The 23953-nt window shown below is 67.0% G+C and carries 28 protein-coding genes; 6 read left to right on the top strand and 22 right to left on the bottom strand.

Features of this window, described 5'->3' with window-relative positions; genetic code table 11:
- Positions 1-6 precede the first annotated feature (6 nt).
- The 15 genes from atpD to speE form a co-directional block, all read right to left on the bottom strand.
- A complete protein-coding gene (atpD, locus tag LV475_RS02890) occupies positions 7-1395 on the bottom strand; it encodes a F0F1 ATP synthase subunit beta (protein ID WP_136867431.1) in 1389 nt (462 codons plus the stop codon).
- Between the two features lie 42 nt (positions 1396-1437).
- Entirely contained in the window at positions 1438-2298 is an 861-nt protein-coding gene (gene atpG / locus LV475_RS02885) for a F0F1 ATP synthase subunit gamma (protein ID WP_136867430.1), read from the bottom strand.
- Positions 2299-2313: 15 nt separating this feature from the next.
- Complete coding sequence (gene atpA, locus LV475_RS02880) at positions 2314-3852, bottom strand: F0F1 ATP synthase subunit alpha (RefSeq protein WP_156575233.1); 1539 nt, start codon at positions 3850-3852, stop codon at positions 2314-2316.
- 11 nt (positions 3853-3863) lie between these two features.
- Positions 3864-4400 carry a F0F1 ATP synthase subunit delta gene (locus LV475_RS02875; protein WP_136867428.1) on the bottom strand — a complete coding sequence of 179 codons (537 nt, stop codon included), beginning with the start codon at positions 4398-4400 and terminating at the stop codon, positions 3864-3866.
- A gap of 16 nt (positions 4401-4416) precedes the next feature.
- The gene (locus LV475_RS02870) at positions 4417-4887 is read right to left on the bottom strand and encodes a F0F1 ATP synthase subunit B (protein ID WP_136867427.1); all 471 of its coding nucleotides are present in this window, start codon (positions 4885-4887) and stop codon (positions 4417-4419) included.
- A gap of 98 nt (positions 4888-4985) precedes the next feature.
- Positions 4986-5273 (bottom strand): F0F1 ATP synthase subunit C, encoded by a 288-nt coding sequence (gene atpE / locus LV475_RS02865; protein ID WP_058574883.1) that lies wholly within the window; start codon positions 5271-5273, stop codon positions 4986-4988.
- A 54-nt stretch (positions 5274-5327) separates the two neighbouring features.
- Positions 5328-6146: a F0F1 ATP synthase subunit A gene (gene atpB, locus LV475_RS02860; RefSeq protein ID WP_136867426.1), complete on the bottom strand. Its 819-nt coding sequence runs from the start codon at positions 6144-6146 to the stop codon at positions 5328-5330.
- Positions 6147-6171: 25 nt separating this feature from the next.
- Entirely contained in the window at positions 6172-6570 is a 399-nt protein-coding gene (locus LV475_RS02855; RefSeq protein ID WP_247709526.1) for an ATP synthase subunit I, read from the bottom strand.
- Between the two features lie 5 nt (positions 6571-6575).
- On the bottom strand, positions 6576-6866 hold the full coding sequence (locus LV475_RS02850; RefSeq protein WP_197039158.1) for an AtpZ/AtpI family protein: 291 nt from the start codon (positions 6864-6866) through the stop codon (positions 6576-6578).
- Between the two features lie 175 nt (positions 6867-7041).
- Entirely contained in the window at positions 7042-7923 is an 882-nt protein-coding gene (locus LV475_RS02845) for a ParB/RepB/Spo0J family partition protein (protein ID WP_136867424.1), read from the bottom strand.
- 26 nt (positions 7924-7949) lie between these two features.
- Entirely contained in the window at positions 7950-8780 is an 831-nt protein-coding gene (locus tag LV475_RS02840) for a ParA family protein (protein WP_136867423.1), read from the bottom strand.
- Positions 8777-9442, bottom strand: a complete 666-nt coding sequence (gene rsmG, locus LV475_RS02835; protein ID WP_136867422.1) for a 16S rRNA (guanine(527)-N(7))-methyltransferase RsmG — start codon at positions 9440-9442, stop codon at positions 8777-8779. The genes LV475_RS02840 and rsmG overlap by 4 nt, the downstream gene beginning before the upstream one ends.
- A 4-nt stretch (positions 9443-9446) precedes the next feature.
- On the bottom strand, positions 9447-11327 hold the full coding sequence (mnmG, locus tag LV475_RS02830) for a tRNA uridine-5-carboxymethylaminomethyl(34) synthesis enzyme MnmG (protein ID WP_136867421.1): 1881 nt from the start codon (positions 11325-11327) through the stop codon (positions 9447-9449).
- A 143-nt stretch (positions 11328-11470) separates the two neighbouring features.
- Positions 11471-12955: a tRNA sulfurtransferase gene (locus LV475_RS02825; protein WP_136867420.1), complete on the bottom strand. Its 1485-nt coding sequence runs from the start codon at positions 12953-12955 to the stop codon at positions 11471-11473.
- A 100-nt stretch (positions 12956-13055) separates the two neighbouring features.
- Positions 13056-13907, bottom strand: a complete 852-nt coding sequence (gene speE, locus LV475_RS02820; RefSeq protein ID WP_136867419.1) for a polyamine aminopropyltransferase — start codon at positions 13905-13907, stop codon at positions 13056-13058.
- 421 nt (positions 13908-14328) lie between these two features.
- Between speE and LV475_RS02815 the strand changes: the two genes are divergently transcribed.
- Positions 14329-14535 (top strand): cold-shock protein, encoded by a 207-nt coding sequence (locus tag LV475_RS02815; RefSeq protein WP_231505854.1) that lies wholly within the window; start codon positions 14329-14331, stop codon positions 14533-14535.
- Here the strand turns inward: LV475_RS02815 and LV475_RS02810 are convergent.
- Positions 14522-15460, bottom strand: coding sequence for a hydrogen peroxide-inducible genes activator (locus tag LV475_RS02810; protein WP_136867417.1), 939 nt, complete (start codon positions 15458-15460; stop codon positions 14522-14524). The genes LV475_RS02815 and LV475_RS02810 overlap by 14 nt on opposite strands.
- Before the next feature lie 179 nt (positions 15461-15639).
- Between LV475_RS02810 and trxA the strand changes: the two genes are divergently transcribed.
- The 3 genes from trxA to LV475_RS02795 all read left to right on the top strand — a co-directional run bounded on the left by trxA (position 15640) and on the right by LV475_RS02795 (position 18114).
- A complete protein-coding gene (trxA, locus tag LV475_RS02805) occupies positions 15640-15966 on the top strand; it encodes a thioredoxin TrxA (RefSeq protein ID WP_136867416.1) in 327 nt (108 codons plus the stop codon).
- A 321-nt stretch (positions 15967-16287) separates the two neighbouring features.
- Entirely contained in the window at positions 16288-17547 is a 1260-nt protein-coding gene (rho, locus tag LV475_RS02800) for a transcription termination factor Rho (RefSeq protein WP_136867415.1), read from the top strand.
- Between the two features lie 111 nt (positions 17548-17658).
- On the top strand, positions 17659-18114 hold the full coding sequence (locus LV475_RS02795; RefSeq protein ID WP_136867414.1) for a hypothetical protein: 456 nt from the start codon (positions 17659-17661) through the stop codon (positions 18112-18114).
- Positions 18115-18128: 14 nt separating this feature from the next.
- Here the strand turns inward: LV475_RS02795 and LV475_RS02790 are convergent, their stop codons facing one another.
- A complete protein-coding gene (locus tag LV475_RS02790) occupies positions 18129-18647 on the bottom strand; it encodes a peroxiredoxin (protein WP_136867413.1) in 519 nt (172 codons plus the stop codon).
- A 102-nt stretch (positions 18648-18749) separates the two neighbouring features.
- The gene (gene purD, locus LV475_RS02785; protein WP_136867412.1) at positions 18750-20024 is read right to left on the bottom strand and encodes a phosphoribosylamine--glycine ligase; all 1275 of its coding nucleotides are present in this window, start codon (positions 20022-20024) and stop codon (positions 18750-18752) included.
- Positions 20025-20364: 340 nt separating this feature from the next.
- Here purD and LV475_RS02780 point away from each other — a divergent pair, with 340 nt between their 5' ends.
- Both LV475_RS02780 and tsaA read left to right on the top strand, forming a co-directional pair.
- Positions 20365-20826, top strand: a complete 462-nt coding sequence (locus LV475_RS02780) for a tRNA (cytidine(34)-2'-O)-methyltransferase (RefSeq protein ID WP_136867411.1) — start codon at positions 20365-20367, stop codon at positions 20824-20826.
- Positions 20823-21524 carry a tRNA (N6-threonylcarbamoyladenosine(37)-N6)-methyltransferase TrmO gene (gene tsaA, locus LV475_RS02775; protein ID WP_231505778.1) on the top strand — a complete coding sequence of 234 codons (702 nt, stop codon included), beginning with the start codon at positions 20823-20825 and terminating at the stop codon, positions 21522-21524. Before LV475_RS02780 ends, tsaA begins: the two co-directional genes overlap by 4 nt.
- Positions 21525-21543: 19 nt before the next feature.
- On the opposite strand, the gene LV475_RS02770 is transcribed toward tsaA, so the two are convergent.
- The 4 genes from LV475_RS02770 to grxC form a co-directional block, all read right to left on the bottom strand.
- Positions 21544-22551 (bottom strand): NAD(P)H-dependent glycerol-3-phosphate dehydrogenase, encoded by a 1008-nt coding sequence (locus LV475_RS02770; protein WP_136867410.1) that lies wholly within the window; start codon positions 22549-22551, stop codon positions 21544-21546.
- A 9-nt stretch (positions 22552-22560) separates the two neighbouring features.
- Complete coding sequence (secB, locus tag LV475_RS02765; protein ID WP_136867409.1) at positions 22561-23070, bottom strand: protein-export chaperone SecB; 510 nt, start codon at positions 23068-23070, stop codon at positions 22561-22563.
- 36 nt (positions 23071-23106) lie between these two features.
- The gene (trxC, locus tag LV475_RS02760) at positions 23107-23544 is read right to left on the bottom strand and encodes a thioredoxin TrxC (RefSeq protein WP_136867408.1); all 438 of its coding nucleotides are present in this window, start codon (positions 23542-23544) and stop codon (positions 23107-23109) included.
- Between the two features lie 84 nt (positions 23545-23628).
- Entirely contained in the window at positions 23629-23946 is a 318-nt protein-coding gene (gene grxC, locus LV475_RS02755) for a glutaredoxin 3 (protein ID WP_136867407.1), read from the bottom strand.
- Between the last annotated feature and the right edge of the window lie 7 nt (positions 23947-23953).

Raw genomic sequence — 23953 nt, 5'->3', positions numbered from 1 at the left:
CCGTTATCAGGCCTTCTCAGCCATCTTGTTGGCCTTCTCGACGGCTTCGTCGATGGTGCCAACCATGTAGAACGCCTGCTCCGGCAGGTGGTCGTATTCGCCGGCCACGATGCCCTTGAACGCGCGGATCGTTTCCTTCAGCGGAACGTAGCGGCCCGGGGCGCCCGTGAACACTTCGGCAACGAAGAACGGCTGCGACAGGAAGCGCTGGATCTTACGAGCACGGGATACGACCGCCTTGTCGTCGTCGGACAGCTCGTCCATGCCGAGGATGGCGATGATGTCCTTGAGCTCCTTGTACCGCTGCAGGGTGGTCTGCACGCCGCGGGCGGTGTTGTAGTGCTCTTCACCGACGACCTGCGGGTCGAGCTGGCGGCTGGTGGAGTCCAGCGGATCGATCGCCGGGTAGATACCCATGGCGGCGATGTCACGTGCCAGTACGACGGTCGCGTCGAGGTGGGCGAAGGTGGTGGCCGGGGCCGGGTCGGTCAGGTCGTCCGCCGGTACGTAGACCGCCTGGACGGAGGTGATCGAGCCCGTCTTGGTCGAGGTGATGCGCTCCTGGAGAACGCCCATTTCCTCGGCCAGCGTCGGCTGGTAGCCCACCGCGGCCGGCATGCGGCCCAGCAGTGCGGAAACCTCGGTACCCGCCAGGGTGTAACGGTAGATGTTGTCGATGAACATCAGGACGTCACGACCCTCGTCACGGAAGAACTCGGCCATGGTCAGACCGGTCAGCGCGACGCGCAGACGGTTGCCCGGCGGCTCGTTCATCTGGCCGTAGACCAGGGCGACCTTGTCGAGGACGTTGGAGTCCTTCATCTCGTGGTAGAAGTCGTTGCCCTCACGGGTACGCTCGCCCACGCCGGCAAAAACCGAGTAGCCGCTGTGCTCGACGGCGATGTTGCGGATCAGCTCCATCATGTTGACGGTCTTGCCGACGCCGGCACCGCCGAACAGGCCGACCTTGCCGCCCTTGGCGAACGGGCAGAGCAGGTCGATGACCTTCACGCCGGTCTCCAGCAGCTCGGTGCCCGAGGCCTGCTCGTCGAAGGTCGGCGCCTTGCGGTGGATCGACCACTTCTCGTCGCTCTCGACTGCGCCGGCCTCGTCGATCGGCTCGCCCAGGACGTCCATGATGCGACCCAGGGTGCCCTTGCCGACCGGTACCGAGATCGGCTTGCCGGTGGAAGTCACGGACAGGCCGCGCTTGAGACCGTCGGAGGTGCCCATGGCGATGCCACGAACGATGCCGTCACCGATCTGCTGTTGAACCTCGATCACCAGACCGTTCTCGTCAACGCGCAGCGCGTCGTAGACGGAAGGCACCTGGTCATGCGGAAATTCGACGTCGATCACCGCCCCGATGATCTCGACAATTTTTCCAGAACTCATGTGTGTTCCTCTTTCAATTCGAAAAATGGGTTGGTGCCGTCGTCACACGGCGGCCGCGCCGGACACGATCTCGGAGATCTCCTGAGTGATCGCCGCCTGACGCGCCTTGTTGTACTGCAGCTTGAGGTCCGTGATCATGTCGCTGGCGTTGTCGGACGCGTTCTTCATCGCGATCCGGCGTGCCGCCATCTCGCATGCCACGTTCTCGACGGCCGCGGACACGATCTGGCCCGACAGGTACCGCTTGAGCACCGCATCCAGGACAATCTCCGAGTCCGGCTCGTAGATGTAGTCCCAGTGATGCTTGAGGCTCTCGTCCTCCTGGTACCGCAAGGGCGCGATCTGCTCAACGACCGGGTTCTGGCTCATCGAGTTCACGAACTCGTTGTGGGCCAGATCGATCCGGTCGATGTCGCCGTTCTCGAACGCGGCCAGTGCCGCGTTGATCGCCTTGCGCATCGCCGCGTAGTTCGGCTTGTCCCCCAGACCGGTGACGGAGGTCAGGATGTTGCCCCCGTACCGGCGGAAGAAAGCGCGGCCCTTGCTGCCGACCGGGATGACGTCGACCTCGACACCATTCTTCTCGTATTCCCGAATCTTGTCGGCCGTGCGCTTGAGCAGGTTGACGTTCAGCCCGCCGCACAGGCCCCGATCCGTGGTCACCACGATCATCAGAACGCGTTTGACTTCACGCTCGACCATCAGCGGATGGCGGTACTCAGGATGCGCGTTGGTGATGTGACCCACTACCTCGAGAAACTTCTCGGCGTAGGGACGGGTCGCCTCCATCGCTTCCTGGGCGCGCCGCATCTTGGATGCGGCCACCATTTCCATCGCCTTGGTGATCTTGCGCGTGTTCTGGACGCTCTTGATCTTGGTGCGAATCTCTTTGCCTACGGCCATGATTTCGCCCCCCGGTTAATAGACGCCTTTGGCCTTGAAGTCCTCGACGACCTTTTTCAGCTCGGCGGCGATCTCATCGCTGTAGTTGCCCTCGTCACCGATCTTCTTCGCCAGCTCGCCGGCGTTGTCGGCGGCAAAGGCGTGCAGAGCGGCCTCGAAGTCGTTGACCTTCTCGACCGGCACGTCATCGAGGAAGCCCTCGTTGGCGGCGGTGAGCGACAGGGACATCTCGGTGACCGACAGCGGCTTGAACTGCGGCTGCTTCATCAGCTCGGTGACGCGCTTGCCGCGCTCGAGCTGCTTGCGGGTCACTTCGTCGAGATCCGAGGCGAACTGCGAGAACGCCGCCAGCTCACGGTACTGGGCCAGATCGGTACGGATACCGCCGGCCAGCTTCTTGACCGCCTTGGTCTGCGCCGAGCCACCGACACGGGATACGGAGATGCCCGGGTTGATCGCCGGGCGGATGCCGGAGTTGAACAGGTCGGTCTCGAGGAAGATCTGACCGTCGGTGATCGAGATCACGTTGGTCGGAACGAACGCGGAGACGTCGCCGCCCTGGGTCTCGATGATCGGCAGCGCGGTCAGCGAACCGGTCTTGCCCTTGACTTCGCCGTTGGTGAACTTCTCGACGTAGTCCTCGTTGACGCGGGAGGCACGCTCCAGCAGACGCGAGTGCAGGTAGAAGATGTCACCCGGGTAGGCTTCGCGGCCCGGCGGACGACGCAGCAGCAAGGAGATCTGGCGGTAGGCCCAGGCCTGCTTGGTCAGGTCGTCGTACACGATCAGCGAATCCATGCCGCGGTCGCGGAAGTACTCGCCCATGGTGCAGCCGGCGTAGGCGGCCAGGTACTGCATGGCGGCCGGGTCGGCGGCGGAAGCGGAAACGACGATGGTGTATTCCATCGCGCCGTGCTTCTCGAGCTCGCGTACCACGTTGGCCACGGTGGAGGCCTTCTGGCCCATCGCGACGTAGACGCAGTAAACGCCCTTGCCCTTCTGGTTGATGATCGTGTCGATCGCGACCGCGGTCTTACCGGTCTGGCGGTCGCCGATGATCAGCTCACGCTGGCCACGGCCGATCGGCACCATCGAGTCGATGGCCTTGATACCGGTGAGGATCGGCTGGTCGACGCTCTGACGCTCGATGACGCCCGGCGCGATCTTCTCGATCGGCGCGGTGGTCTCGGCGTTGAGCTCGCCGCGACCGTCGATCGGCTGACCGAGGGTGTTCACGACGCGGCCCAGCAGCTCCTTGCCGATCGGCACTTCCAGGATGCGCTGGGTGCACTTGACCTGGTCGCCTTCCTTGAGGTGCTCGTAATTGCCCAGAACCACGGCGCCGACCGAGTCGCGCTCCAGGTTCATGGCCACGGCAAACGCGCCGCCCGGCAGCTCGAGCATTTCGCCCAGCATGGCTTCGCTCAGGCCGTGAACTTTGATGATGCCGTCGCCCACCGAGACGATGGTGCCGACGGTTTGCGCTTCCGCGCCGGCATCGAAGTTTTCGATGCGCTCTTTAATCAGACTGCTGATTTCAGACGGGTTGATCATGGAAGATCTCCTTAGCGACTCATTTGTACGGCAAGATGCTCGAGCTCTCCGCGCATCGATCCGTCGATGACCAGGTCACCGGCGCGGATGATCGCGCCGCCGATGAGGTCCTCGTCGACGGTAGTTTCGAGCTCTACGGTGCGATCGAGTCGCTTGCCGAGCGCTGTTTTGATTTGGTTCGACTGCTCGTCGGTCAGAGGCTTGGCCGAGACGACGGAGGCCACGATGCGGCGCTCCGCTTCGGCACGCAGCTTCTCGAAGGCCGCGGCCACTTCCGGCAGCAGATCGAGGCGGTCGCGTTCGCCGAGCAGGCGCACGAGGTTGAGCGCCTTCTCGTCGACGGCGTCCTCGACCACCTTGATGAAGCCGGCGAGCCGGTCGGCACGGGAGCGTGCCTCGTCGCCCAGAAACGCCACCATGTCGGCGTTCTGCGCAACGGCAGACAGCCCGGCAAGCGCCTCGGACCAGTGCTTGGCCTGTGCCGCATCGGCACAGAGGTCGTGCACTGCCTTCGCGTACGAGATGGCGACTGTGGTGTTCTCAGACATAGGGCCTCCGCTTGTCTTAGATCCGAGCGATCAGATCTGAGATCGCGGATTCGTGGTCCTTGTCCGTCACCTCGCGCTTGAGGATGCGCTCGGCACCGGTGGCCGCCACATCGGCAACCTGGGCACGGAGCTCTTCCTTGGCGCGATTGACCTCGCGGTCGATCTCGGCGTTGGCCTGGGCGACGATGCGCTCGGCCTCGGTCTTGGCGTTGTTGCGCGCCTCTTCCAGGATCTGGTTCGAACGGGAGTTCGCCTGGGCGATGATGTCGTTCGCCTTGTCCTTGGCCTCGCGCAGCAGCTCGGTCGAGCGCTCCTGGGCCAGTTTCAGCTCGTGCTTGCCGCGCTCGGAAGCGGACAGGCCGTCAGCAATCTTCTTGCGACGCGCTTCCATCAGTGCGGAGAGCGGCGCCCACAGATATTTGTTGACCAGCCAGATCATCAGCACGAAGGCGATCAGCTGAGCAACCAGTGTGATCGAAATACTCACAATGTCCCCTCGCGTAAATACGGATTGGGTTTCCGGTCAGCAGGACGCGGCGGATCGAACCGCCGCGTCTGCCGAATCGATGTCACGAAGGACGCGATTTAGAGGGCGCCAATCGCGGAGGTCAGGGCACCGACGAACGGGTTGGCGAACAGGAACCACATCGCGAACGCGAGGATGATGAACGGGAAGGATTCCATCAGACCAGCGAAGATGAACATGTTGGTCATCAGCTGCGGACGCATCTCCGGCTGACGCGCGATGCCCTCGAGGGTCTTGGAACAGATCAGGCCCCAGCCGATGGCCGAGCCGAGGCCGGCGGCAGCGAGGATCACACCAACGCCAACAGCGGTGTAGGCATAGATGGTAGCGAGCATATCGGGGGTCATGGCTTCTTCTCCTAATCAGAAAAACAAAGGGTCAAAGGAAACTCGGGTCGGTGATCAGTGATCGTCTTGGGTATGCGCCATACCGATGTAGACGATGGTGAGCACCATGAAGATGAATGCCTGCAGCGTGATGACCAGGATGTGGAAGGCGATCCACGCCATGTCCAGCACGACCTGCAGCGGGAACCAGATGAGCAGGCTGGCACTGATGGTCGCACCCAGGGTCAGCAGGGCGATCAGCAGGAAGACCAGCTCACCGGCAAACATGTTGCCGAACAGACGCAGCGCGAGGCTGATCGGCTTGGCAAGCTCGTCGATCGCGGTCATCACGATGTTGATCGGGATGAGGAACTTGCCGAAGGGATGGAACAGGAACATCTTGATGTAGCCGCCCAGGCCCTTCACCTTGATGCTGTAGTAGACGGTCAGGATGAACACGAACAGCGCCATGGCAAGCGTGGTGTTCAGGTCGGTGGTCGGCACCACCTTGAGGTATTCGACGCCCAGACCGGAAGCGATGGCCGGCAGCAGGTCGATCGGGATCAGGTCCATGAAGTTCATGAGCCAGACCCACAGCAGGATGGTCAGGGCCAGCGGGGCGATGATCTTCGGCGCGCGGCTGCCGAACGAGTCGCGGATCTGCTCGTCGACGAACTCGAGAATCCCCTCGGCGGCATTCTGCAGGCCGTTGGGGGTCTCCGCGCGCAGGCCGCGGCCGATGCGCATGGCCACGAACACGATCAGCGCACCCAGCAGGACGCTGAAGAAGATCGTGTCGATGTTCAGCTGCCAGAAGCCTTCGCCAACGTGGAGGTTGGTCAGGTGATGCTGGATATATTCAACCGGGCCACCGCCCGCATTCTCCGTAGCCACTGTCTCTAACTCCTCAAGCTTGAAATCAATCTGTTGTCCGGTCGGTCGGACGCCCGGAATCCTGTCCGCGGGCGGCGAGGACGCCGGCGATCATGGCGACCACGAAGGCCCCGACCATGAATCGCGCGTCCAGCTTCAGCAGCCCCAGTCCGACCGCCATCAGGGCGAGCAGCGCGACAAAGCGCACCGCCGCCCCAAGATACATCGTGTTCATGCTCTGCTGCGGCGATTCCACGGCGAGCTCGGTGGCTCGAGCCATGGAGCGTCGCAGCATCCAGGCCAGCAGCATCGCCACCGCGACGCCGCCGGCAGCCGACAGCGCCGCGTGCGGCGAATGCAGCAGGGCCAGTCCGACACCCAGCGCGAGCACGGCCAGCTGGACCGTCACCACGCGCCGCCCGCGGCGGGTGATTGCCTCCGCCATGCGACTCACGGGCGCCCCGAATCCTTGTCTTGCGGCTCGTCACGACCGGTGGCCAGCAGCGCCTTCTTCGCGTTGCGCATGCCGGCGACGAAACCCAGCGCCCCGAGGATCAACATGAAGATCGGGGCCGTATCGAGCCAAGCGTCCAGCAGGTAGCCGAGCAACAGCCCGGCGATGATGCTGGAGGCAAACATGTTCCCCGCACCGACCTGCAGCAGCCCCTTGAAGCGCGCGCTCCAGTAGCCACCCTGACCTTTCTGGCCAGCATCGGCGGGCGTCTTGTCGCGATCGTTCATGTTCGGGGCCCAAAAATTGGCGGTCAGTGTAGCGATTCGCTCATCGATCGACAAGCAAGGATGCCTTGGCAGGCTACGGAATCGGCGCGACGGGCCAGCAACGAGTTCGGCCGGCGCGCGTCGGGCAACGCTGCGCCATCGTCAGCGTCGCGTCAGCCCCCACGCTGGCCTCGGGTCAATCGACCTCGGGGCGCCCGCCCTCGTTGCGGCCGACCAGGCGCTCGATCAGGCCGTCGAGCTGATCGAGGCTGTCGAAACCGAGCACCACGCGCCCCTTGCCGCGGCGATTGGCCTGGATGGTGACGGCCGTGCCGAGCGCCTCGCCCAGCCGCCGCTCCAGCGCACGGGTATCCGGGTCGTCATCGGCCTCGGCGGCAGGCGCCGCTGACTTGAGGTAGCGACTGACCATGGACTCGACCTGGCGCACGGTCAGCGTGCGGGCCACCACCTTCTCGGCGATGCCGGCCTGCTCCTTCTTCGGCAAGGCGGCCAGGCTGCGAGCGTGGCCGGCCTCGATCCGACGCTCGCGCAGGAGCTTCTGCACCGGCGAGGCCAGGTCGAGCAGGCGCAATGCATTGCTCACCGCCGGGCGGGATACGCCCAGCACGTCGGCCACCTGCTGGTGGGTGAGCTCGAATTCCTTGACCAGCCGCTGCATGGCCTGGGCCTGCTCGATGGCATCGAGATCCTCGCGCTGCAGGTTCTCGATCAGGGCCATGGCGGCGGCCTGGTTGTCGTCGATCTCGCGCACGACTGCCGGGATGTGGTCGAGACCCGCCTTCTGCGCGGCCCGCCAGCGGCGCTCCCCGGCGATCAGTTCGTACTCGCCTGAGCGGCGGCGCACCACCACCGGCTGGATCACCCCCTGGGCACGGATCGAGTCGGCCAGCTCGGTCAGGGCGGCCTCGTCGAAGCGGGTGCGCGGCTGGAACGGGTTGGGACGGATAAGGTCGACCGCCAGCTCGCGCAGTTGCGCGCCGGCCTGCTCGGCGGGCCGTTCCGCGGTACCCAGCAGGGCATCCAGACCGCGCCCCAATCCCTTGCGTTTCGTGCTCATGGAAAGGCCTCTGTGTGTCCCGTTCGTCAGTCGCGCCCCGCCGCCCCGCCGCGGCCCTGGCGCAGGGCGGCCGGCTTGCCCAGCTTGCCGCGCTTGCGCGCCCGCTTGACCAGTTCGCGGGCCACGTCGGCATGCGCCTCGGCACCGCTGGAGCTCTTGTCGTAGAACATGGCCGGCAGGCCGTGGCTGGGCGCCTCGGCCAGGCGCACGTTGCGCGGCACCAGCGCGTCGAAGACCCGGTCGCCGAAGTGCTGGCGCAACTGTCCGCTCACGTCCTGGGCGAGTCGGTTGCGCGCATCATACAGGGTGCGCAGCACCCCGGCGATGCCGAGGTCCGGGTTGAGCGCGACCCGCACCTGCTCGATCGTATCCAGCAACGCGGACAGCCCCTCGAGCGCGAAGTATTCGCACTGCACCGGGATCAGCACGTCGTCGGCCGCGGCCAGGCTGTTGATGGTGAGGGTGTTCAATGCCGGCGGGCAGTCGATCAGGACGAAGTCGTAGTCCTCGACCAGCGGGGCCAGCGCCTGGCGCAGCTTGGTCTCGCGACCGATGCGCGTGACCAGCTGGAACTCGGCGCCGGCGAGATCGATGGTGGCGGGCAGCAGGTCGAACCCGCCGGGGTCGGTGGGCAGCAGCGCCTCGGTCACGCCGATCTCCTCGAGCAACACCTGGCCGACGTGACGCTCGACCGAGTGCTTGTCGTAGCCGGCACTGACGGTGGCGTTGCCCTGCGGGTCCATGTCGACCAGGAGCACGCGGCGGCCGAAGGCCTGCAACGCGGCGGCGAGGTTCACCGCGGTGGTGGTCTTGCCGACGCCACCCTTCTGATTGGTGATCGCGATCACCCAGCTCATGCGGTGCCCGCCCGTTCCACGACCAGCAGGTGGCGTTCGGCATCCAGATCGGGGATATCCAGCACGTGCCGGCCAGTGACGACGAACCCGTCGGGCAGGGCATCGAGCTCCTGCGGATCGAGCCGCCCCTTCATGGCGTACAACCGGCCGCCGTCGGCGAGCAGCGGGGCGCCGAGCCGAACGAAGTCGGCCAGGGCGGCAAAGGCGCGCGAGATGATGCAGTCGAACCGATCGCTTGGTTCGAGCTCTTCGACGCGCTCGCGTCGCACGGCGACGTTGTCCAGCCCCAACTCGCGCCGGGCGGCCATCGCGAAACGCGTCATCTTGAGATTGGAGTCGACCAAGGTGACCTCACTGTCGGGGCGACAAACCGCCAAGATCATACCCGGTATGCCGGGACCACTGCCAATATCGAGCAGACGCGGGCAGGCGGGCAGGTGCGGCAGCACGGCGAGCGAATCGAGCAGGTGGCGGGTGACCATCGCCGCCGGGTCGCGCACGGCGGTGAGATTGTAGGGCCGGTTCCAGCGGGCCAGCAGGGCGAGGTAGTCGATCAGTCGGGGGGCGACTTGCGGATCGAGCTCGAGACCGAGGCGCTCGACGCCGTCGGCCAGCTGCCGTTCGAGTCGTTGTCGTTGCTCGTCGGATAGCGCCGCCGACATGCGATCAGGCCGAACGGGCCAGCTGGCCGCGGCGCTTGAGATGCACCAGCAGCAGGGAGACGGCCGCCGGGGTCACGCCGGGGATGCGCGCGGCCTGACCGACCGTGGCCGGGCGCTGCTGGCCCAGCTTGTCGCGCACCTCGTTGGACAGCCCCGGGATCTCGGCGTAGTCGATATCCGCCGGGATCGACTGCTCTTCCTGCTTGACCGAGCGGGCGACCTCGTCGCGCTGCCGGTCGATGTAGCCGGCGTACTTGGCCTCGATCTCGAGCTGCTCGATCACCGCCGGGGCCGGCATGGCCTCGGGCGCCAACTCGTCGACCGCGGCGATCTTGGCGTAATCCAGCTCGGGGCGACGCAGCAGGTCCAGCGCGGTGACGTTGCGCGTGATCGACCCGTCGAGCTTGTCGGCCGCCGGGTGGCCCGGGTGGACCCAGATGTCCTTCAGTCGCCCACGCTCGGTCTCGATCGCCTCCATCTTCTCGTTGAAGGCCCGCCAGCGACGCTCGTCGACCAGGCCGAGTTCGCGACCGATTCCAGTCAGGCGCTGGTCGGCGTTGTCCTCGCGCAGCATCAGGCGGTATTCCGCCCGGCTGGTGAACATGCGATACGGCTCGAGCGTGCCCTGGGTAGTGAGATCGTCCACCAGCACGCCGAGATACGCCTGGTCGCGGCGCAGGGTGAGCGCATCGCGGTCGAGCACGCGCGCCGCGGCGTTCGCACCGGCCATCAGGCCCTGCGCGGCGGCCTCCTCGTAGCCGGTGGTGCCGTTGATCTGGCCGGCGAAGAACAGGCCCTCTATCGCGCGGGTCTCGAGCGTCGGCCTGAGACCGCGCGGATCGAAGAAGTCGTACTCGATCGCGTAGCCCGGGCGCGTGATGTGCGCGTTCTCGAAGCCGCGGATCGAGCGCACCAGCTCGAGCTGCACGTCGAACGGCAGGCTGGTGGAGATGCCGTTGGGGTAGACCTCGTGGGTGTCCAGCCCCTCGGGCTCGACGAAGATCTGGTGCGAGGCCTTGTCGGCGAAACGGTGGATCTTGTCCTCGATCGACGGACAGTAGCGTGGGCCGATGCCCTCGATATTGCCGGTGAACATCGGCGAGCGATCCAGCCCGCCGCGGATGATCTCGTGGGTGCGCTCGTTGGTGTGCGTGATGAAGCACTCGACCTGGCGCGGATGCTCCTCGGGCGAGCCGAGGAAGGAGAACACCGGCGTGGGCGTGTCGCCCGGCTGGGCCTGCATCACGGAGAAATCCAGGCTGCGGCAGTCGAGACGCGGCGGGGTGCCGGTCTTCAGGCGCGCGACCCCGAGGTCGAGCGAGCGCAGCGTGTCGGCGAGCTTCTTGGCCGGCGGGTCACCGGCGCGGCCGCCCTCGGAGCGCTCCAGCCCGACGTGGATCTGCCCGGCCAGGAAGGTGCCGGCGGTCAGCACCACCGACTCCCCGAAAAACTCGATGCCGCCCGAGGTGCGCACGCCCACGACCCGCTCGCCGTCGAGGATCAGATCGTCGACGGCCTGCTGGAACAGGGTCAGGTGCGGCTGGTTTTCCAGCATGTGGCGCACGGCGGCCTTGTAGCGCACGCGATCGGCCTGGGCGCGGGTGGCACGCACCGCCGGGCCCTTGCGGGCATTGAGGATGCGGAACTGGATGCCGCCGAGATCGGCGGCATGCGCCATCGCGCCGCCCAGCGCGTCGATCTCCTTGACCAGGTGACCCTTGCCGATCCCGCCGATCGCGGGGTTGCAGCTCATCTGGCCGAGGGTCTCGATGTTGTGGGTGACCAGCAGGGTCTCCACGCCCATGCGCGCGGACGCCAGGGCCGCCTCGGTGCCAGCATGACCACCGCCGATGACGATCACGGGGAATCGATCTGGATAACGCATGGGAACCTCCTGCCGCCAATGCGGCTAATACCCCCCGGGCATGAAAAGTATGGCAACGAGCGCCGGGGATAGCTGCGCACCCCCGTCGGGGGCGCGGCAGTATAACGGAAACCGCTTTCAGATCCAGCAGTTATCGCCGGAAATCACGCCGCGCCGACCACCGCCGGATCGCCGCGTTCGAAGGCGCGGCGCAGCCGACTCACGCCGCCACGAAACGCATGCGCCTCGTAGCCGGCGCGCTGCATGCGCTCGGCGAGCATCGGTGCGTTGGCGCCGCGCAGGCAGTAGAGCAGGTAACGACGATCGGTCGGCAACGACTCGAACCGGCGCGCCAGCACGTCGGGTGGGTAGTTGACCGCGCCGGGCAGGTGCCAGTCGCGAAACCGCCGTGGCGGCTGGCAGTCGATGATCGTCGCGTCGGCGGGAATCGCGTCGGCCAGCACATCCGGCTCGGCGAGATCCTCGTCCGTCAACGCGGCGAGGTCGATCTCGCGGGCCTCGGCGACCGCCCGGTCGAGCAGGGCGTGGTCGAGTTGCGCCTCCTCGCGGTCGATCCGCCCCCGCCGAGACGAGACCAGCGGCTTGCTGTTCGACAGGGCGCAGAATTCCGGCACGCCCTCGGAGAGCGCATAGGTACCGATCCGCCGGGCCAGCCTCATGATCTCGGTCTTGTCGAAACCGATCAGCGGGCGCAACACCGGCAACCCGCTGGCCGGATCGATGCTGTTGAGATTGGACAGGGTCTGCGAGGAGACCTGCGAGAGCGCCTCGCCGGTGACCAGCGCCTGCGCACCGATGCGTCGGGCCACGCCCTCGCCGGCCCGATACATCAGCCGCTTCAACACCACCTGCCAGACCTCGCCGGCCAATCGCTCGCGCAGGTCGGCGACCACCGGCAGGAAGTCGACCACGAACAGCCGCGGCCGGTCACCCACGGCCCAGTCGCGCGCCAGGCGGTGGGCGATGCGCGTCACCATGTTCTCGTGGGTCGCCCCTCCGAGGTTGCAGAACACGTAGTCGTTGCCCACCCCGCGGCGCATCGTGTACCAGGCGGCCACCGGTGAATCGAAGCCGCCGGACATCAGGGTCACCGCCCGATCCTGCACCCCCAGCGGCACGCCGCCCGGGCCGGGACGGCGCTCGGTGAACAGCCAGGCGCCGTCCTCGACCAGATCGATCTCCACCCGCACCTCGGGCGCGTCGAGATCGACCGTGCCGAAGGGATTGAGGGCGGCGCCGACCTGGCATTCGACCTCGCGGGTCGATAGGCGTGGACCGCCGTGGCGCTTGCAGCGCACCGCGTAACGCCGGCCGTGCACCCTGTCGGCGAAGCGGTCACGGGCGGCCTGGATCAGGGCCTCGAGCGTCGGCTCCACCACGGCCTCGACCGGCGAATACGAAGCCACGCCGAAGACGCGCTCCAGCCGCCCGGCGACCGCGTCGAGCTCGGCGGTCAGCAACAGCAGTCGCCCCTGGTCGACACGCAACTCGTGGGGGACCCCGTCGAGCGCCGCACGCAGGTTGTTCATCAGGGTATTGCGAAAACGCCGGCGCGTCGGCCACGACTTCAGCTGCATTTCCGGGGCGGGCCGGATGATGAGGCGTTCGGACCAGTCGGTTTCGGACATGACGGGCATTACGTGCAAAGGGAATGAAAACGATGCCGGCCCCGCCTGGCGGGCGGGGCAGGTCGATTGGACAGGGCAGGGACGGCGACGTGCCGCGGGCTCAGACCTCGCCGAGCGCCTCCTGCATGAACGGCGGCGTTGCCAACAGGCCGCGATGCAGGGCCGTGCTGTAGTAGCGCGTGACGACCTCGTCGGCCAGCGGGCGCAGCTCGTCGAGTGGGCCGGCCTTGCGCGCCAGCGTGCCGGTGATCGAGCCACCCGGGTAGACCGGCTGCGGGAACAGCAGCGAGCGACGCTCGGCAAAACCGGCCGCCTTCATCGCGCGGTGATAATCGAGCATCAGCGGCAGGTGGTAGAACGGCGATTCGCTCTGACCGACCATGATGCCGTCCTCGCGCAGCACGCGGTGGCAGTCGGCGAGGAAGTCCGGACCGAACAGGCCGGTGCCCGGGCCGATGGGGTCGGTGGAATCGACGATGGTCACGTCGACACTCGCGCTCGGGGCGTTCTTCATCCACGCCACGCCGTCCTCGAACCGGAGCGAGACGCGCGGGTCGTCGTTGTGGGCAGTGAGCTCCGGGAAGAAGCGTTCGGCCGCACGGGTGACCGCCTCGTCGATGTCGATCTGCACCACCGACTCGACCTCCCGGTGCTTGAGCACCTCGGTAAGCGTGCCGCAGTCGCCGCCGCCGATGATCACCACGTTGCGCGGGGCCGGGTGGGTCTGCAGCGCGGGGTGGGCCATCATCTCGTGGTAGAGATAGTTCTCCAGCGAGGAGAGCATCATCACCCCGTCGAGCAGCATCAGGTTGCCCCAGCGCTCGGTACGCCAGACCTCGAGGTGCTGGTAGGGCGTCTGCTCGTCGAGCAGCTTCTCCGTGGCACGGATGCCGAAGCGCGCGCCCATTTCCTCGACCGTCTCGTAGACCCACTCGCCGTGCTTGCCGGACATGACCTCCCTCCCGTGATTCGCCTCGCCCCGACCCGATTCGGGGCGTCAGGCATGAGGCAAATGTGACAGAATACCAGCCGCGAGCCCCCTCGTGACGGATGACATCCGGCCTATATCCCGCCGGAAAGGTTTCACGCCGGGCCGCCATCTCGAATAACGACACACAACCAACACGGAACCTATCCCACCCATGAAAACCTGGCAGGACTCTCGACTTACCGCCTTTATCGTCACCCTCGGACTCGCCGTCATCGGCGCGCTGGCCATCGGCCAGATCTACGACCACCTCGACCAGCGGCTGCTGCAGTTTCTCGCCTCCGCCGCCGTCATCCTGATCATTTCCCTGCTGGCCGGTTGGCTCACCGCCCGCCCCGCCAAGCCCGGCCTGCGACCCAAGGAGGTCGCGGTGGAACACGAGCCCGTGCGCGAGACCGGCAAGGTCAAGTGGTTCAACGTCGACAAGGGCTTCGGCTTCATCATCCGTGACAACGGCGAGGACCTGTTCGTTCACTTCCGCGCCATCAACGATGGCGGCGCCTCGCGCCTCAACGAGGGGCAGAAGGTCGAGTACCAGATCGGCCAGGGGCGCAAGGGCCCGCAGGCCGAAGAGGTCGTCATTCTCGACTGAGCGGCTCGCAGCAGGCCGGCAGGGTTTCCCGGATCGACCGGGCCAGCACCTCGATCGCCTGCGGACGGGAAAAACGCCGGCGGCTGGCCAAGGCGATGTCGCGCGTCGGCGTGTCGCTGGCGAACGGCAGGTAGCGCACCAGCGCCTGCGTGCCCTCGTCCTGCGCCCAGGTCGAGGCGCAGGGCAGCACCGTGATCCCGGCCCCGCTGGCGACCATCATCCGCATCGTCTCCAGCGACCCGCCCTCCAGCGTGCGCTGCAGGCGCCCGAAGGCCCGCCCGTCGTTGCAGCGCGGGCAGACCCCCAGCACCTGGTCACGGAAGCAGTGCCCCTGGCCGAGCAGCAACAGGTCGTGCTCGGCGAGCTGGTTGGGCTCGATCGCCTCCTGGTCGGCCAGGGGGTGACCGACCGGCACCGCCACGGTGAATGGCTCGCGGTAGACCGGCTCGACCGTGACGCCCGGCGCCTCGAACGGCAGGGACAGCACCACCACGTCGATCTCGCCGTGCTCGAGCTGCTCGGCGAGATCGGCGGTCAGCCCCTCGGTGATCTCGATCGGCATGCGTGGCGCCAGTTCGTGCAACCGGCCGATCAGTCGCGGCAGCAGGTAGGGCCCGACCGTGTGGATCAGCCCCACGCGCAGCGGGGCGGCCAGCGGATCGCGGCGGGTATGCGCCAGATCCTCCAGGCGCTCCATCTCGTCGAGCACCCGCTCGGCCTGCTCGATGATCGCGCGGCCCTCGGTGGTGACCTGCACCTCGGAGCGGCTGGCGCGTTCGAAGATCTGCACGCCGAGCGCGGACTCCAGGCGCTTGACCCCGACGCTCAGGGTGGGCTGGCTGACGAAACAGCGCGCGGCGGCGCGCCCGAAATGCCGCTCGCGGGCAACGGCGACCACGTAGCGGAGCTCGGTCAAAGAAGCCATTGGGGGCAGGTTCCTTTTGCGTGATCGAGAAGGCCGGGCCATACTCCGGGTGTTCGGCACGCCCGACCCTGTCGGGCAGCAGAATAGCACCACGAGGTGCGGTCGCTTGAAAAGCGGCGTCAAGGGATGAACAATTGCCCGACAGGCATTAACAGTCACTGATATTTAGGAGTCATGCCGTGAGCGACAACATCGTCTACGTATCCGACGCGGATTTCGAAGCCCAGGTCATCAACAGCGACACGCCCGTCCTGGTCGACTTCTGGGCCGAGTGGTGCGGCCCCTGCAAGATGATCACGCCGATCCTCGACGAGGTGGCCGACGAATACGCCGGCAAGCTCAAGATCGCCAAGGTCAACATCGACGAGAACCCGGAAACCCCGCGCCAGAACGGCATCCGCGGCATTCCGACCCTGATGCTGTTCAAGGGCGGCAAGGTCGAGGGCACCAAGGTCGGCGCCGTCTCCAAGTCGCAACTGACCGACTTCATCGACTCGGCCCTGTAACCCCGGCGCGACACGAACCGACACCACATCCCGCCAAACCACCCCGACCCGTTTGGCAAGTGGTGGGTTCTGTGCCAGAATCCCAGCCAGTCAAGGGATCGCCGAACGCCACCCGTCCCGCTGCACCGGCCCCGAGGTCGCCCCGACCCGTCGGCCGCAAGCCACCCGGACGCGCTCCGCGACTCCCTCAGACGACACACCCCTTCTGTCGTCCGGCCACACCTCGGTGGCCTTCCGATCTCAGCATTTGATTTCGCCCTTCGACATCCCGTTGATTTTCCATCTGTGGCCCGCCGCGGTCCCCACGACGAATCCATCCGAATGAATCTAACCGAACTCAAGAGCAAGCCCGTTCCGGAACTCATGGAGCTGGCCCAGTCGATGGGACTGGACAACATCGCCCGGACACGCAAGCAGGACGTGATCTTCGCCCTGCTCAAGGCGCACGCCAAGACGGGCGAATCGATCCACGGCGACGGCGTACTGGAGATCCTCTCGGACGGGTTCGGTTTTCTGCGCAGCGCCGACGGCTCCTACCTCGCCGGCCCGGCCGACATCTACGTCTCGCCCTCGCAGATACGGCGCTTCAACCTGCAGACCGGCGACACCATCAGCGGCACGATCCGCCCGCCGAAGGACAACGAGCGCTACTTCGCGCTCCTGAAGATCGAGAAGATCAACCTCGAGAAGCCCGAGGCCTCCAAGACCAAGATCCTGTTCGGTGACCTCACCCCGCTGCATGCCGAGAAGCGCATGCGCATGGAGCGCGGCAACGGCTCGACCGAGGACCTGACCGCCCGGATCATCGACATCGTCGCGCCGATCGGCAAGGGCCAGCGCGGCCTGATCGTCGCCCCGCCGAAGGCGGGCAAGACGATGCTCTTGCAGAACATCGCCCAGAGCATCACCCACAACCACCCCGAGTGCGACCTGATCGTGCTGCTGATCGACGAGCGCCCGGAAGAGGTCACCGAGATGCAGCGCACCGTGCGCGGCGAGGTGGTCGCCTCGACCTTCGACGAACCGGCCCCGCGCCACGTGCAGGTCGCCGAGATGGTGATCGAGAAGGCCAAGCGCCTGGTCGAGCACAAGCGCGACGTGGTGATCCTGCTCGACTCGATCACCCGCCTGGCGCGCGCCTACAACACCGTGGTGCCGTCCTCGGGCAAGGTCCTGACCGGTGGTGTCGATGCCAACGCCCTGCACCGGCCGAAGCGCTTCTTCGGTGCGGCGCGCAACGTCGAGGAAGGCGGCAGCCTGACCATCCTCGCCACCGCGCTGGTCGACACCGGATCGAAGATGGACGAGGTGATCTACGAGGAATTCAAGGGCACCGGCAACATGGAGCTCCACCTCGATCGGCGCATCGCGGAAAAGCGCGTCTACCCGGCGATCAACATCAACCGCTCCGGCACCCGCCGAGAGGAGCTGCTCACGGATACCGAGGAGCTGCAGAAGATGTGGATCTTGCGCAAGTTCCTCCACCCGATGGGCGAGCTCGAGGCGGTGGAGTTCCTGCTCGACAAGCTCCAGCAGACCAAGACCAACAACGAGTTCTACGACTCGATGCGTCGCGGCTAACAGACCCATCGCTCGAAACGAGAAACCCCGGCTCAGGCCGGGGTTTTTTATGGCGCGCCTCATGGCTGACCGCCTAAGATGAGGTGGATCCCGCGTCACGATGAACATGGCATGAACCCGTCCCACCACCGCCTGGCCACCGACTCGCTCATGGCACTCGCCGGACTGGCACTGCTCGCGCTACCGACACTCTCAAGCGCGGCCTCGAACCATCCCGATCCCCGCCAAAGCCTCGGCTTTACCTCCGAAGAGCAGGCGATCTTCCTCGAAGACATGCGCCAGATGCTCGGCAGCGTCCAGCAGATCCTGCGGGGCATCGCCGATGACGACCGCGAGATGATCATCGCTGCGGCCCAGCGCTCCGGCAATCGCATGGCGCGCAACACCCCGGAGTCGATCCGCGCCAAGACGCCGTCCGAATTCCGGGCCATCGGCGGACCGATGCACATGGCCTTCGAGGAAATCGCGGTGCGTGCCGAGGTCGACCCGCTCGAGGACATCACGGCAATGACCGCCGAGGCCATGAACCAGTGCATGGCCTGCCACGCGCAGTTCCGTGTGGACTAGCGCCCAGTTAGCGCCTAGTTTCCTCTCAAGGCCTTGAGGTCATCGAGCACGTCCTTCACGTGTTCGTCGGGGTCCACCTTGCGGTAGATCGTCGCGATATTGCCCTCGGGATCGATGATGAAGGTCTGGCGCTTGGCGAACTTCACCACCATGAAGTCGCTCAGCGCGCCGTACCGCTCGACCACCTCGCCGTCCGGGTCGGCGAGCAATGGGAAGGGCAACTCGTACTCGCGGGCGAAATCGGCGTGGCTCGCGACGCTGTCCATGCTCACGCCCAGCACGGCCGCGTCCTGCGCGATCAGGCGGTTGATATTGTCGCGAAAGCTGCAGGCCTCGGTGGTGCAGCCGGGCGTGTCGTCCTTGGGATAGAAGTACAGCACCAGCCACTGGCCACGGTAATCCTCGAGGCGGCGGGTCTCGCCATCCTGGTCGGGCAGGGCGAAGACCGGGGCGGGATCGCCCACGGCGAGATCCGCGGCCTGCGCGGTGCCGGCGATAACGAGGGTGGCGAGCAGGGAAAGGAAACGACGCATGGGGAAGTCACCGTGACAGGTTGGTCGGTCACGGAGTAAAGCAGCTTTTGCGCCGTTCACCAGTCGGTCGGATGCCGCCAACGGCAACCGGCTCCGCCGTGATCAGCCTCGGCCGATCGCCCGCCAGCCGATATCGCGACGGCAGAAGCCGCCCTCGAAGTGCACCTGGTCGACCCCGGCGTAGGCGGCCTGCTGCGCCGCCTCGACCGTTTCGCCCAGCGCGGTGATGCAGAGCACCCGCCCGCCGTTGGTGACGATCTGGCCGTCCGTTTCCGCCGTGCCGGCGTGGAAGGCCTTCACGCCGTCGGGCAACGCATCGAGACCGGTGATCACGTCCCCCTTCGACGAACTCTCCGGGTAGCCAGCCGAGGCCAGCACCACGCCCACGGCCGCCCTGTCGGTCCACTCGGCGGTGGCCTGGTCGAGCGTGCCGTTGACGCCGGCCTCGACCAGGTCGACGAGGTCGCTGTCCAGGCGCATCAGCACCGGCTGGGTCTCCGGGTCGCCGAAGCGGCAGTTGAACTCGAGCACCTGCGGCTCGCCATCCGCGCCGATCATCAGCCCGGCGTAGAGAAAGCCGGTGTAGGGCAGGCCGTCGAGGGCCATGCCCTTCACCGTCGGCTCGATCACCTGCGCCATCACCTGCTCGATCATCGCGTCATCGAGCACTGGCGCAGGCGAGTAGGCGCCCATGCCGCCGGTGTTGGGGCCTTTATCGCCCTCGTCGCGGGCCTTGTGGTCCTGGCTGGAGGCCATCGGCAGGACGTGTTCGCCATCGACCATGACGATGAAGCTCGCCTCCTCGCCCGCAAGGAAGGACTCGACCACCACGCGCGCGCCGGCCGCACCGAACTGACCGGCGAAGATGTCGCGGATGGCGGCCTCGGCCTCGTCGGTACTCTGGGCGACGATCACGCCCTTGCCGGCGGCCAGCCCGTCGGCCTTCACCACCACCGGGGCGCCATGCTCGTGAACGAAGTCGATCGCCGGCGCGGCGGTGTCGAACACCCGGTACTTGGCGGTGGGGATGGCGTGGCGCTCCATGAAGTCCTTGGCGAAGGCCTTGGAACCCTCAAGCTGGGCCGCCTTCTGGGTCGGGCCGAAGATCGCCAGCCCGGCGTCACGGAAGGTGTCGACCACGCCCTCCACCAGCGGCGCCTCGGGACCCACCACGGTCAGATCGATGGCGTTATCGGCCGCGAAGGCGACCAGTTCGGCGACGTTCGCCGCGGAAATCGGCACGTTGCGGCACTTGGCTTCGGCGGCCGTGCCGGGATTGCCGGGCGCGACAAAGACCGTCTCCACCCGCGACGACTGGGCGATCTTCCACGCCAGGGCGTGCTCGCGGCCGCCACCACCGATTACCAGTACCTTCATGCCTTTTCCTCCACGCCGTCACCAGGCAAGTCTGCTGGGGAAACTCTACACGAATGCCATGCCACTCTGGCCTGGCGAGTCGTTCGTGATCAAGGCGCGATGTCGCCGGCGTGCCGGCGGCCACGTCAAGACATCGCAACGCGGAGCACGGGCGACTCGCCAAAACGCGCAGAGCGGTATGGCAGTCGTGCAGAGTTTCCCTAAAGTTCGCGCGCCCGCGCCACGGGAGGTGGAGTCACGGGCGGACGAACGGGATGTGGCTCGCATTCTACATCAGCCCACGGACCCTCCGCCCGCTGGTCCTGCACGGCGAATCGCCGGGCTGGCCTACAATGCCCGGATGCCATCGATCATGCTGTTCGAACCCGAGATCCCGCCCAACACCGGCAACCTGATCCGGCTGTGCGCCAATACCGGCTCGGCGCTGCACCTGATCGAGCCGCTCGGCTTCTCCCTGTCGGAAAAGGCCGTGCGCCGGGCCGGGCTGGACTACCACGCCCTGACCCACGTCCATCGACACGCCAATCTCGAGCAGGCGCGGACGGCGGTTGCCGGGCGGATGCTGGCCTTCTCCACACGCGGCACCACGCGCTACGACCGGATCGAATACCGGCCCGATGACGTGTTGCTGTTTGGCCCCGAGACCCGCGGTCTGCCCGACGAGGTACTGGAGTCCCTGCCCGCATCGCAACGGCTCTACCTGCCGATGGTGCCGGGCTCGCGCAGCCTCAACCTGGCCAACGCCGCCGCCGTGGCCTTCTTCGAGGCCTGGCGTCAACTGAACTTCGAGGGGGCGCAATGATCGACGAGTGGCGCATGCGGCCCATCGGGCTTATCGAGAGCCCCTATCGGGAGGGCTTCGGCATCCCGCGCCAGTCGGGCATCGTGCCGGCGGCCACCGGCATCCTGGTGCCGACCGCCGAATGGCGGGACCCGACCGCGTGGCAAGGCATCGAGGCGTTCTCGCACCTGTGGCTGGTCTGGGTGTTCCACGCCAAGCGCCGCATGCAGGCGGGAGACCGCAAGGCGGTCCGCCCGCCGCGGCTGGGGGGCAACGAACGGGTGGGGGTGTTCGCCAGTCGCGCCCCGATCCGACCGAATCCGATCGGGCTGTCGGTGGTGCGACTGATCGACGTGCAACGCGACGAGGACGGGGTGCGGCTGCACCTGGGTGGACTGGACCTGCTCGACGGCACGCCGATCCTCGACGTCAAGCCGCACGTGCCCTACGCCGACTGCCCGGCCGACAGCCGGGGGGGCTGGGCCAGCGAGCCACCGGCGCGGCTGGCCGTGGTCTGGGGGGCGGCCGAGCCGTGGCTGGAGCGATTGTCCTCCGAACGGGTCGCGCTGATCGAACAGACCCTGGCACAGGACCCGCGCCCGGCCTTCCACGACGACCCGGAGCGGGTCTACGGTATGCGCATCGAGGAGATCGACGTGCGCTTCGTGGTGCGCGAGCATCGCGCGGAGATCCGGGAGATCGTGACCGCCGCCGACTGACGGCCGGGACAGGCGCGCCTCAGTCTTCGGGGCGCGGATCGCGCGACAGCAGCTCGGCGACGGCCTCCCGGGCGGGCAAGCCTTCGTAAAGCACGCGATAGACCGCCTCGGTAATCGGCATCTCCTGACCGTGCGCCTGCGCGAGGCGGTGGCCCTCACGCGCGGCGCTGATGCCCTCGACGGCCTGGCCGATGCCGGCCACCGCCGCCTCGACCGACTCGCCCTTCGCCAGCCGCAGGCCGAACTGGCGGTTGCGCGAGTGATCGTCGGTGCAGGTCAGCACCAGATCGCCCAGCCCCGCCAGTCCGGTGAAGGTCTCCATCCGCGCGCCCATCGCCTCGCCCAGGCGCATGATCTCCGCCAGCCCCCGCGTGATCAGCGCCGCGCGCGTGTTGGCGCCAAAACCGAACCCGTCGGAGACGCCGGCCGCGATCGCCAGCACGTTCTTGAGACCACCGGCGAGCTCGATGCCCACCACGTCGCTACTGGGGTAGCAGCGGATATGGTCGTTGCGCAGGGCATCGGCGACCGTCTCGGCGACGGCCCGGTCGCGGCTGCCGACGGCCAGCGCCGCCGGCCGACCGTGAGCCACCTCGATGGCGAAGGTCGGCCCGGAGACCACCGCGAACGAGACGTCGCCCAGCGCGCCGGCCACCAGCTCGTCGATACGCCGCCCCGTGCCGGGCTCGAAGCCCTTGGAGGCGGTGACGTAGATGGCCGAACGCGGGAGTGTCGCGGCGTGCTCGGCGAGGAACTCGCCCAGAATCTTGGTCGGCAGCACCAGCCAGACCTGGTCGGCGTCCTCCACGGCCCAGGCCAGGTCCGAACCCGCCCGCAATGTCTCGGGCAAGGCGATTCCCGGCAGGTAGCGCGCGTTCTGGTGGTCGCGATCGATCGCCTGCGCCTGCTCGGCATCACGCGCCCACAGGCGGACCTGGGCCCCGTTGGTCGCCAGCAGGGAGGCCAGCGCGGTGCCCCAGGAGCCGGCACCGAGCACCGCGATCCGTGTGCGTGCCGCGTCACTCATCGCGAACGATCAGTTCGGACGGGCGTCGGCTGCGCCTTCGGCCTGCGCCGCGCGCTGCTGCTCGTGCTGGGCGTACAGGGCGTCGAAGTTGATCGGCTGGAGCACCATCTGCGGGAAGCCGCCCTTCATCACCAGGTCACCGACCGTCTCGCGGATGTAGGGGAAGAGCAGCGTCGGGCAGTAGGCACCCAGCAGCTGGCGACGCGTGGCGTCGTCGAAGCCCTTGATGGTGAACACCCCGCCGTACTGCACCTCGGCGAGGTAGATGGTCTTTTCCTCGACGGTGGCCGTGACGGTGATGGTCAGCTCGGTCTCGAAGGCGGCATCGCTCAGGCGCGTGGCGTTGTTGCCTACCTGGACGCTGACCTCGGGCTTCCAGTCGTCGCGGGTGAAGATGTCCGGCGCCTGCGGCGACTCGAAGGACAGGTCCTTCAGGTAGATCTTCTGCACGAAGAACTGCTGGTCGTTGCCTTCCGTTGCCTGGCCATTGCCGGCGGCGGTGTTTTCGCCCTCTGCCATGTCGTATTTCCTGGTCGTCGGTGGATTCGTCGGGAGTCAGCGGATGCCGTGCCCGGCCAGCCACTGCGTCAGTTGCGCGGCCGGCAGGGCACCGGAAAGGCGGTCGATCTCGCGGCCGCCGGAGAAAAGGATCATCGTCGGGATGCTGCGGATGCCGAAGCGCGCCGAGACGGCCGGCGCACGCTCGGTCTCGAGCTTGGCGACCACCAGCCGGCCACGGAAGTCGCGTGCCAGCTGGTCGAAGGTCGGGGCCATCATCTTGCACGGCCCGCACCACTCGGCCCAGAAGTCGACCAGCACCGGCAGCTCGCTGCGGCTGACCTGGCGCTCGAAGCGGGAGTCGTCCAGCACCACGGGCTGGCCGGGAAACAGGGTCTCGCCGCAGCGGCCGCAGTTGCCGCTGCCAAGCCGTTCGACGGGCAGGCGGTTGATTGCCCCGCAGGCCGGGCAGACCACGTGTCTGGAATCACTCATCGCGGCGCGTCCTCTCGCTCGATGCCGACCGTCATGATAGCGCGACCGGGGCGCCGTGGTGCCAGTACGTGGCGCGGCGTCGCGTCAGGCACCCTCGACCGGCGGCTCGCCCGCCGCACGGCGGGCCTCGGCCTCCACCAGCGGCATCAGTCGATCGTTCCGGTCCAGGGCCGCCAGTTCGTCGTAACCGCCCACGTGCGTCTCGCCGATGAAGATCTGCGGGACGGTCAGGCGCTTGGCGCGCTGGATCATCTCGTCCCGTTTCGCCGAGGACAGCTGCACGTTGATCGACTCGAAGGCGAGCCCGCGCTTTTTCAGCAGCCGCTTGGCGAAATGGCAGAAGGGGCAGAGCGGGCTCTGGTAGACGACGATCGCCGGCTGGTTGCCGGGGTCAGCGGTCATGCCGAAC

The sequence above is a fragment of the Guyparkeria hydrothermalis genome, assembly GCF_023555375.1.
Lineage (GTDB): Bacteria > Pseudomonadota > Gammaproteobacteria > Halothiobacillales > Halothiobacillaceae > Guyparkeria > Guyparkeria hydrothermalis.
This window is presented reverse-complemented; position numbering and strand designations above follow the sequence as displayed.

Excerpts from the sequence above, each read along its gene's own strand:
- atpD (WP_136867431.1), bottom strand. The coding sequence starts at position 1,395 with ATGAGTTCTGGAAAAATTGTCGAGATCATCGGGGCGGTGATCGACGTC.
- atpG (WP_136867430.1), bottom strand. The coding sequence starts at position 2,298 with ATGGCCGTAGGCAAAGAGATTCGCACCAAGATCAAGAGCGTCCAGAAC.
- atpA (WP_156575233.1), bottom strand. The coding sequence starts at position 3,852 with ATGATCAACCCGTCTGAAATCAGCAGTCTGATTAAAGAGCGCATCGAA.
- LV475_RS02875 (WP_136867428.1), bottom strand. The coding sequence starts at position 4,400 with ATGTCTGAGAACACCACAGTCGCCATCTCGTACGCGAAGGCAGTGCAC.
- atpE (WP_058574883.1), bottom strand. The coding sequence starts at position 5,273 with ATGACCCCCGATATGCTCGCTACCATCTATGCCTACACCGCTGTTGGC.
- LV475_RS02855 (WP_247709526.1), bottom strand. The coding sequence starts at position 6,570 with ATGGCGGAGGCAATCACCCGCCGCGGGCGGCGCGTGGTGACGGTCCAG.
- LV475_RS02850 (WP_197039158.1), bottom strand. The coding sequence starts at position 6,866 with ATGAACGATCGCGACAAGACGCCCGCCGATGCTGGCCAGAAAGGTCAG.
- LV475_RS02845 (WP_136867424.1), bottom strand. The coding sequence starts at position 7,923 with ATGAGCACGAAACGCAAGGGATTGGGGCGCGGTCTGGATGCCCTGCTG.
- LV475_RS02840 (WP_136867423.1), bottom strand. The coding sequence starts at position 8,780 with ATGAGCTGGGTGATCGCGATCACCAATCAGAAGGGTGGCGTCGGCAAG.
- rsmG (WP_136867422.1), bottom strand. The coding sequence starts at position 9,442 with ATGTCGGCGGCGCTATCCGACGAGCAACGACAACGACTCGAACGGCAG.
- mnmG (WP_136867421.1), bottom strand. The coding sequence starts at position 11,327 with ATGCGTTATCCAGATCGATTCCCCGTGATCGTCATCGGCGGTGGTCAT.
- LV475_RS02825 (WP_136867420.1), bottom strand. The coding sequence starts at position 12,955 with ATGTCCGAAACCGACTGGTCCGAACGCCTCATCATCCGGCCCGCCCCG.
- speE (WP_136867419.1), bottom strand. The coding sequence starts at position 13,907 with ATGTCCGGCAAGCACGGCGAGTGGGTCTACGAGACGGTCGAGGAAATG.
- LV475_RS02810 (WP_136867417.1), bottom strand. The coding sequence starts at position 15,460 with ATGGCTTCTTTGACCGAGCTCCGCTACGTGGTCGCCGTTGCCCGCGAG.
- rho (WP_136867415.1), top strand. The coding sequence starts at position 16,288 with ATGAATCTAACCGAACTCAAGAGCAAGCCCGTTCCGGAACTCATGGAG.
- LV475_RS02795 (WP_136867414.1), top strand. The coding sequence starts at position 17,659 with ATGAACCCGTCCCACCACCGCCTGGCCACCGACTCGCTCATGGCACTC.
- LV475_RS02790 (WP_136867413.1), bottom strand. The coding sequence starts at position 18,647 with ATGCGTCGTTTCCTTTCCCTGCTCGCCACCCTCGTTATCGCCGGCACC.
- purD (WP_136867412.1), bottom strand. The coding sequence starts at position 20,024 with ATGAAGGTACTGGTAATCGGTGGTGGCGGCCGCGAGCACGCCCTGGCG.
- LV475_RS02780 (WP_136867411.1), top strand. The coding sequence starts at position 20,365 with ATGCCATCGATCATGCTGTTCGAACCCGAGATCCCGCCCAACACCGGC.
- tsaA (WP_231505778.1), top strand. The coding sequence starts at position 20,823 with ATGATCGACGAGTGGCGCATGCGGCCCATCGGGCTTATCGAGAGCCCC.
- LV475_RS02770 (WP_136867410.1), bottom strand. The coding sequence starts at position 22,551 with ATGAGTGACGCGGCACGCACACGGATCGCGGTGCTCGGTGCCGGCTCC.
- secB (WP_136867409.1), bottom strand. The coding sequence starts at position 23,070 with ATGGCAGAGGGCGAAAACACCGCCGCCGGCAATGGCCAGGCAACGGAA.
- trxC (WP_136867408.1), bottom strand. The coding sequence starts at position 23,544 with ATGAGTGATTCCAGACACGTGGTCTGCCCGGCCTGCGGGGCAATCAAC.
- grxC (WP_136867407.1), bottom strand. The coding sequence starts at position 23,946 with ATGACCGCTGACCCCGGCAACCAGCCGGCGATCGTCGTCTACCAGAGC.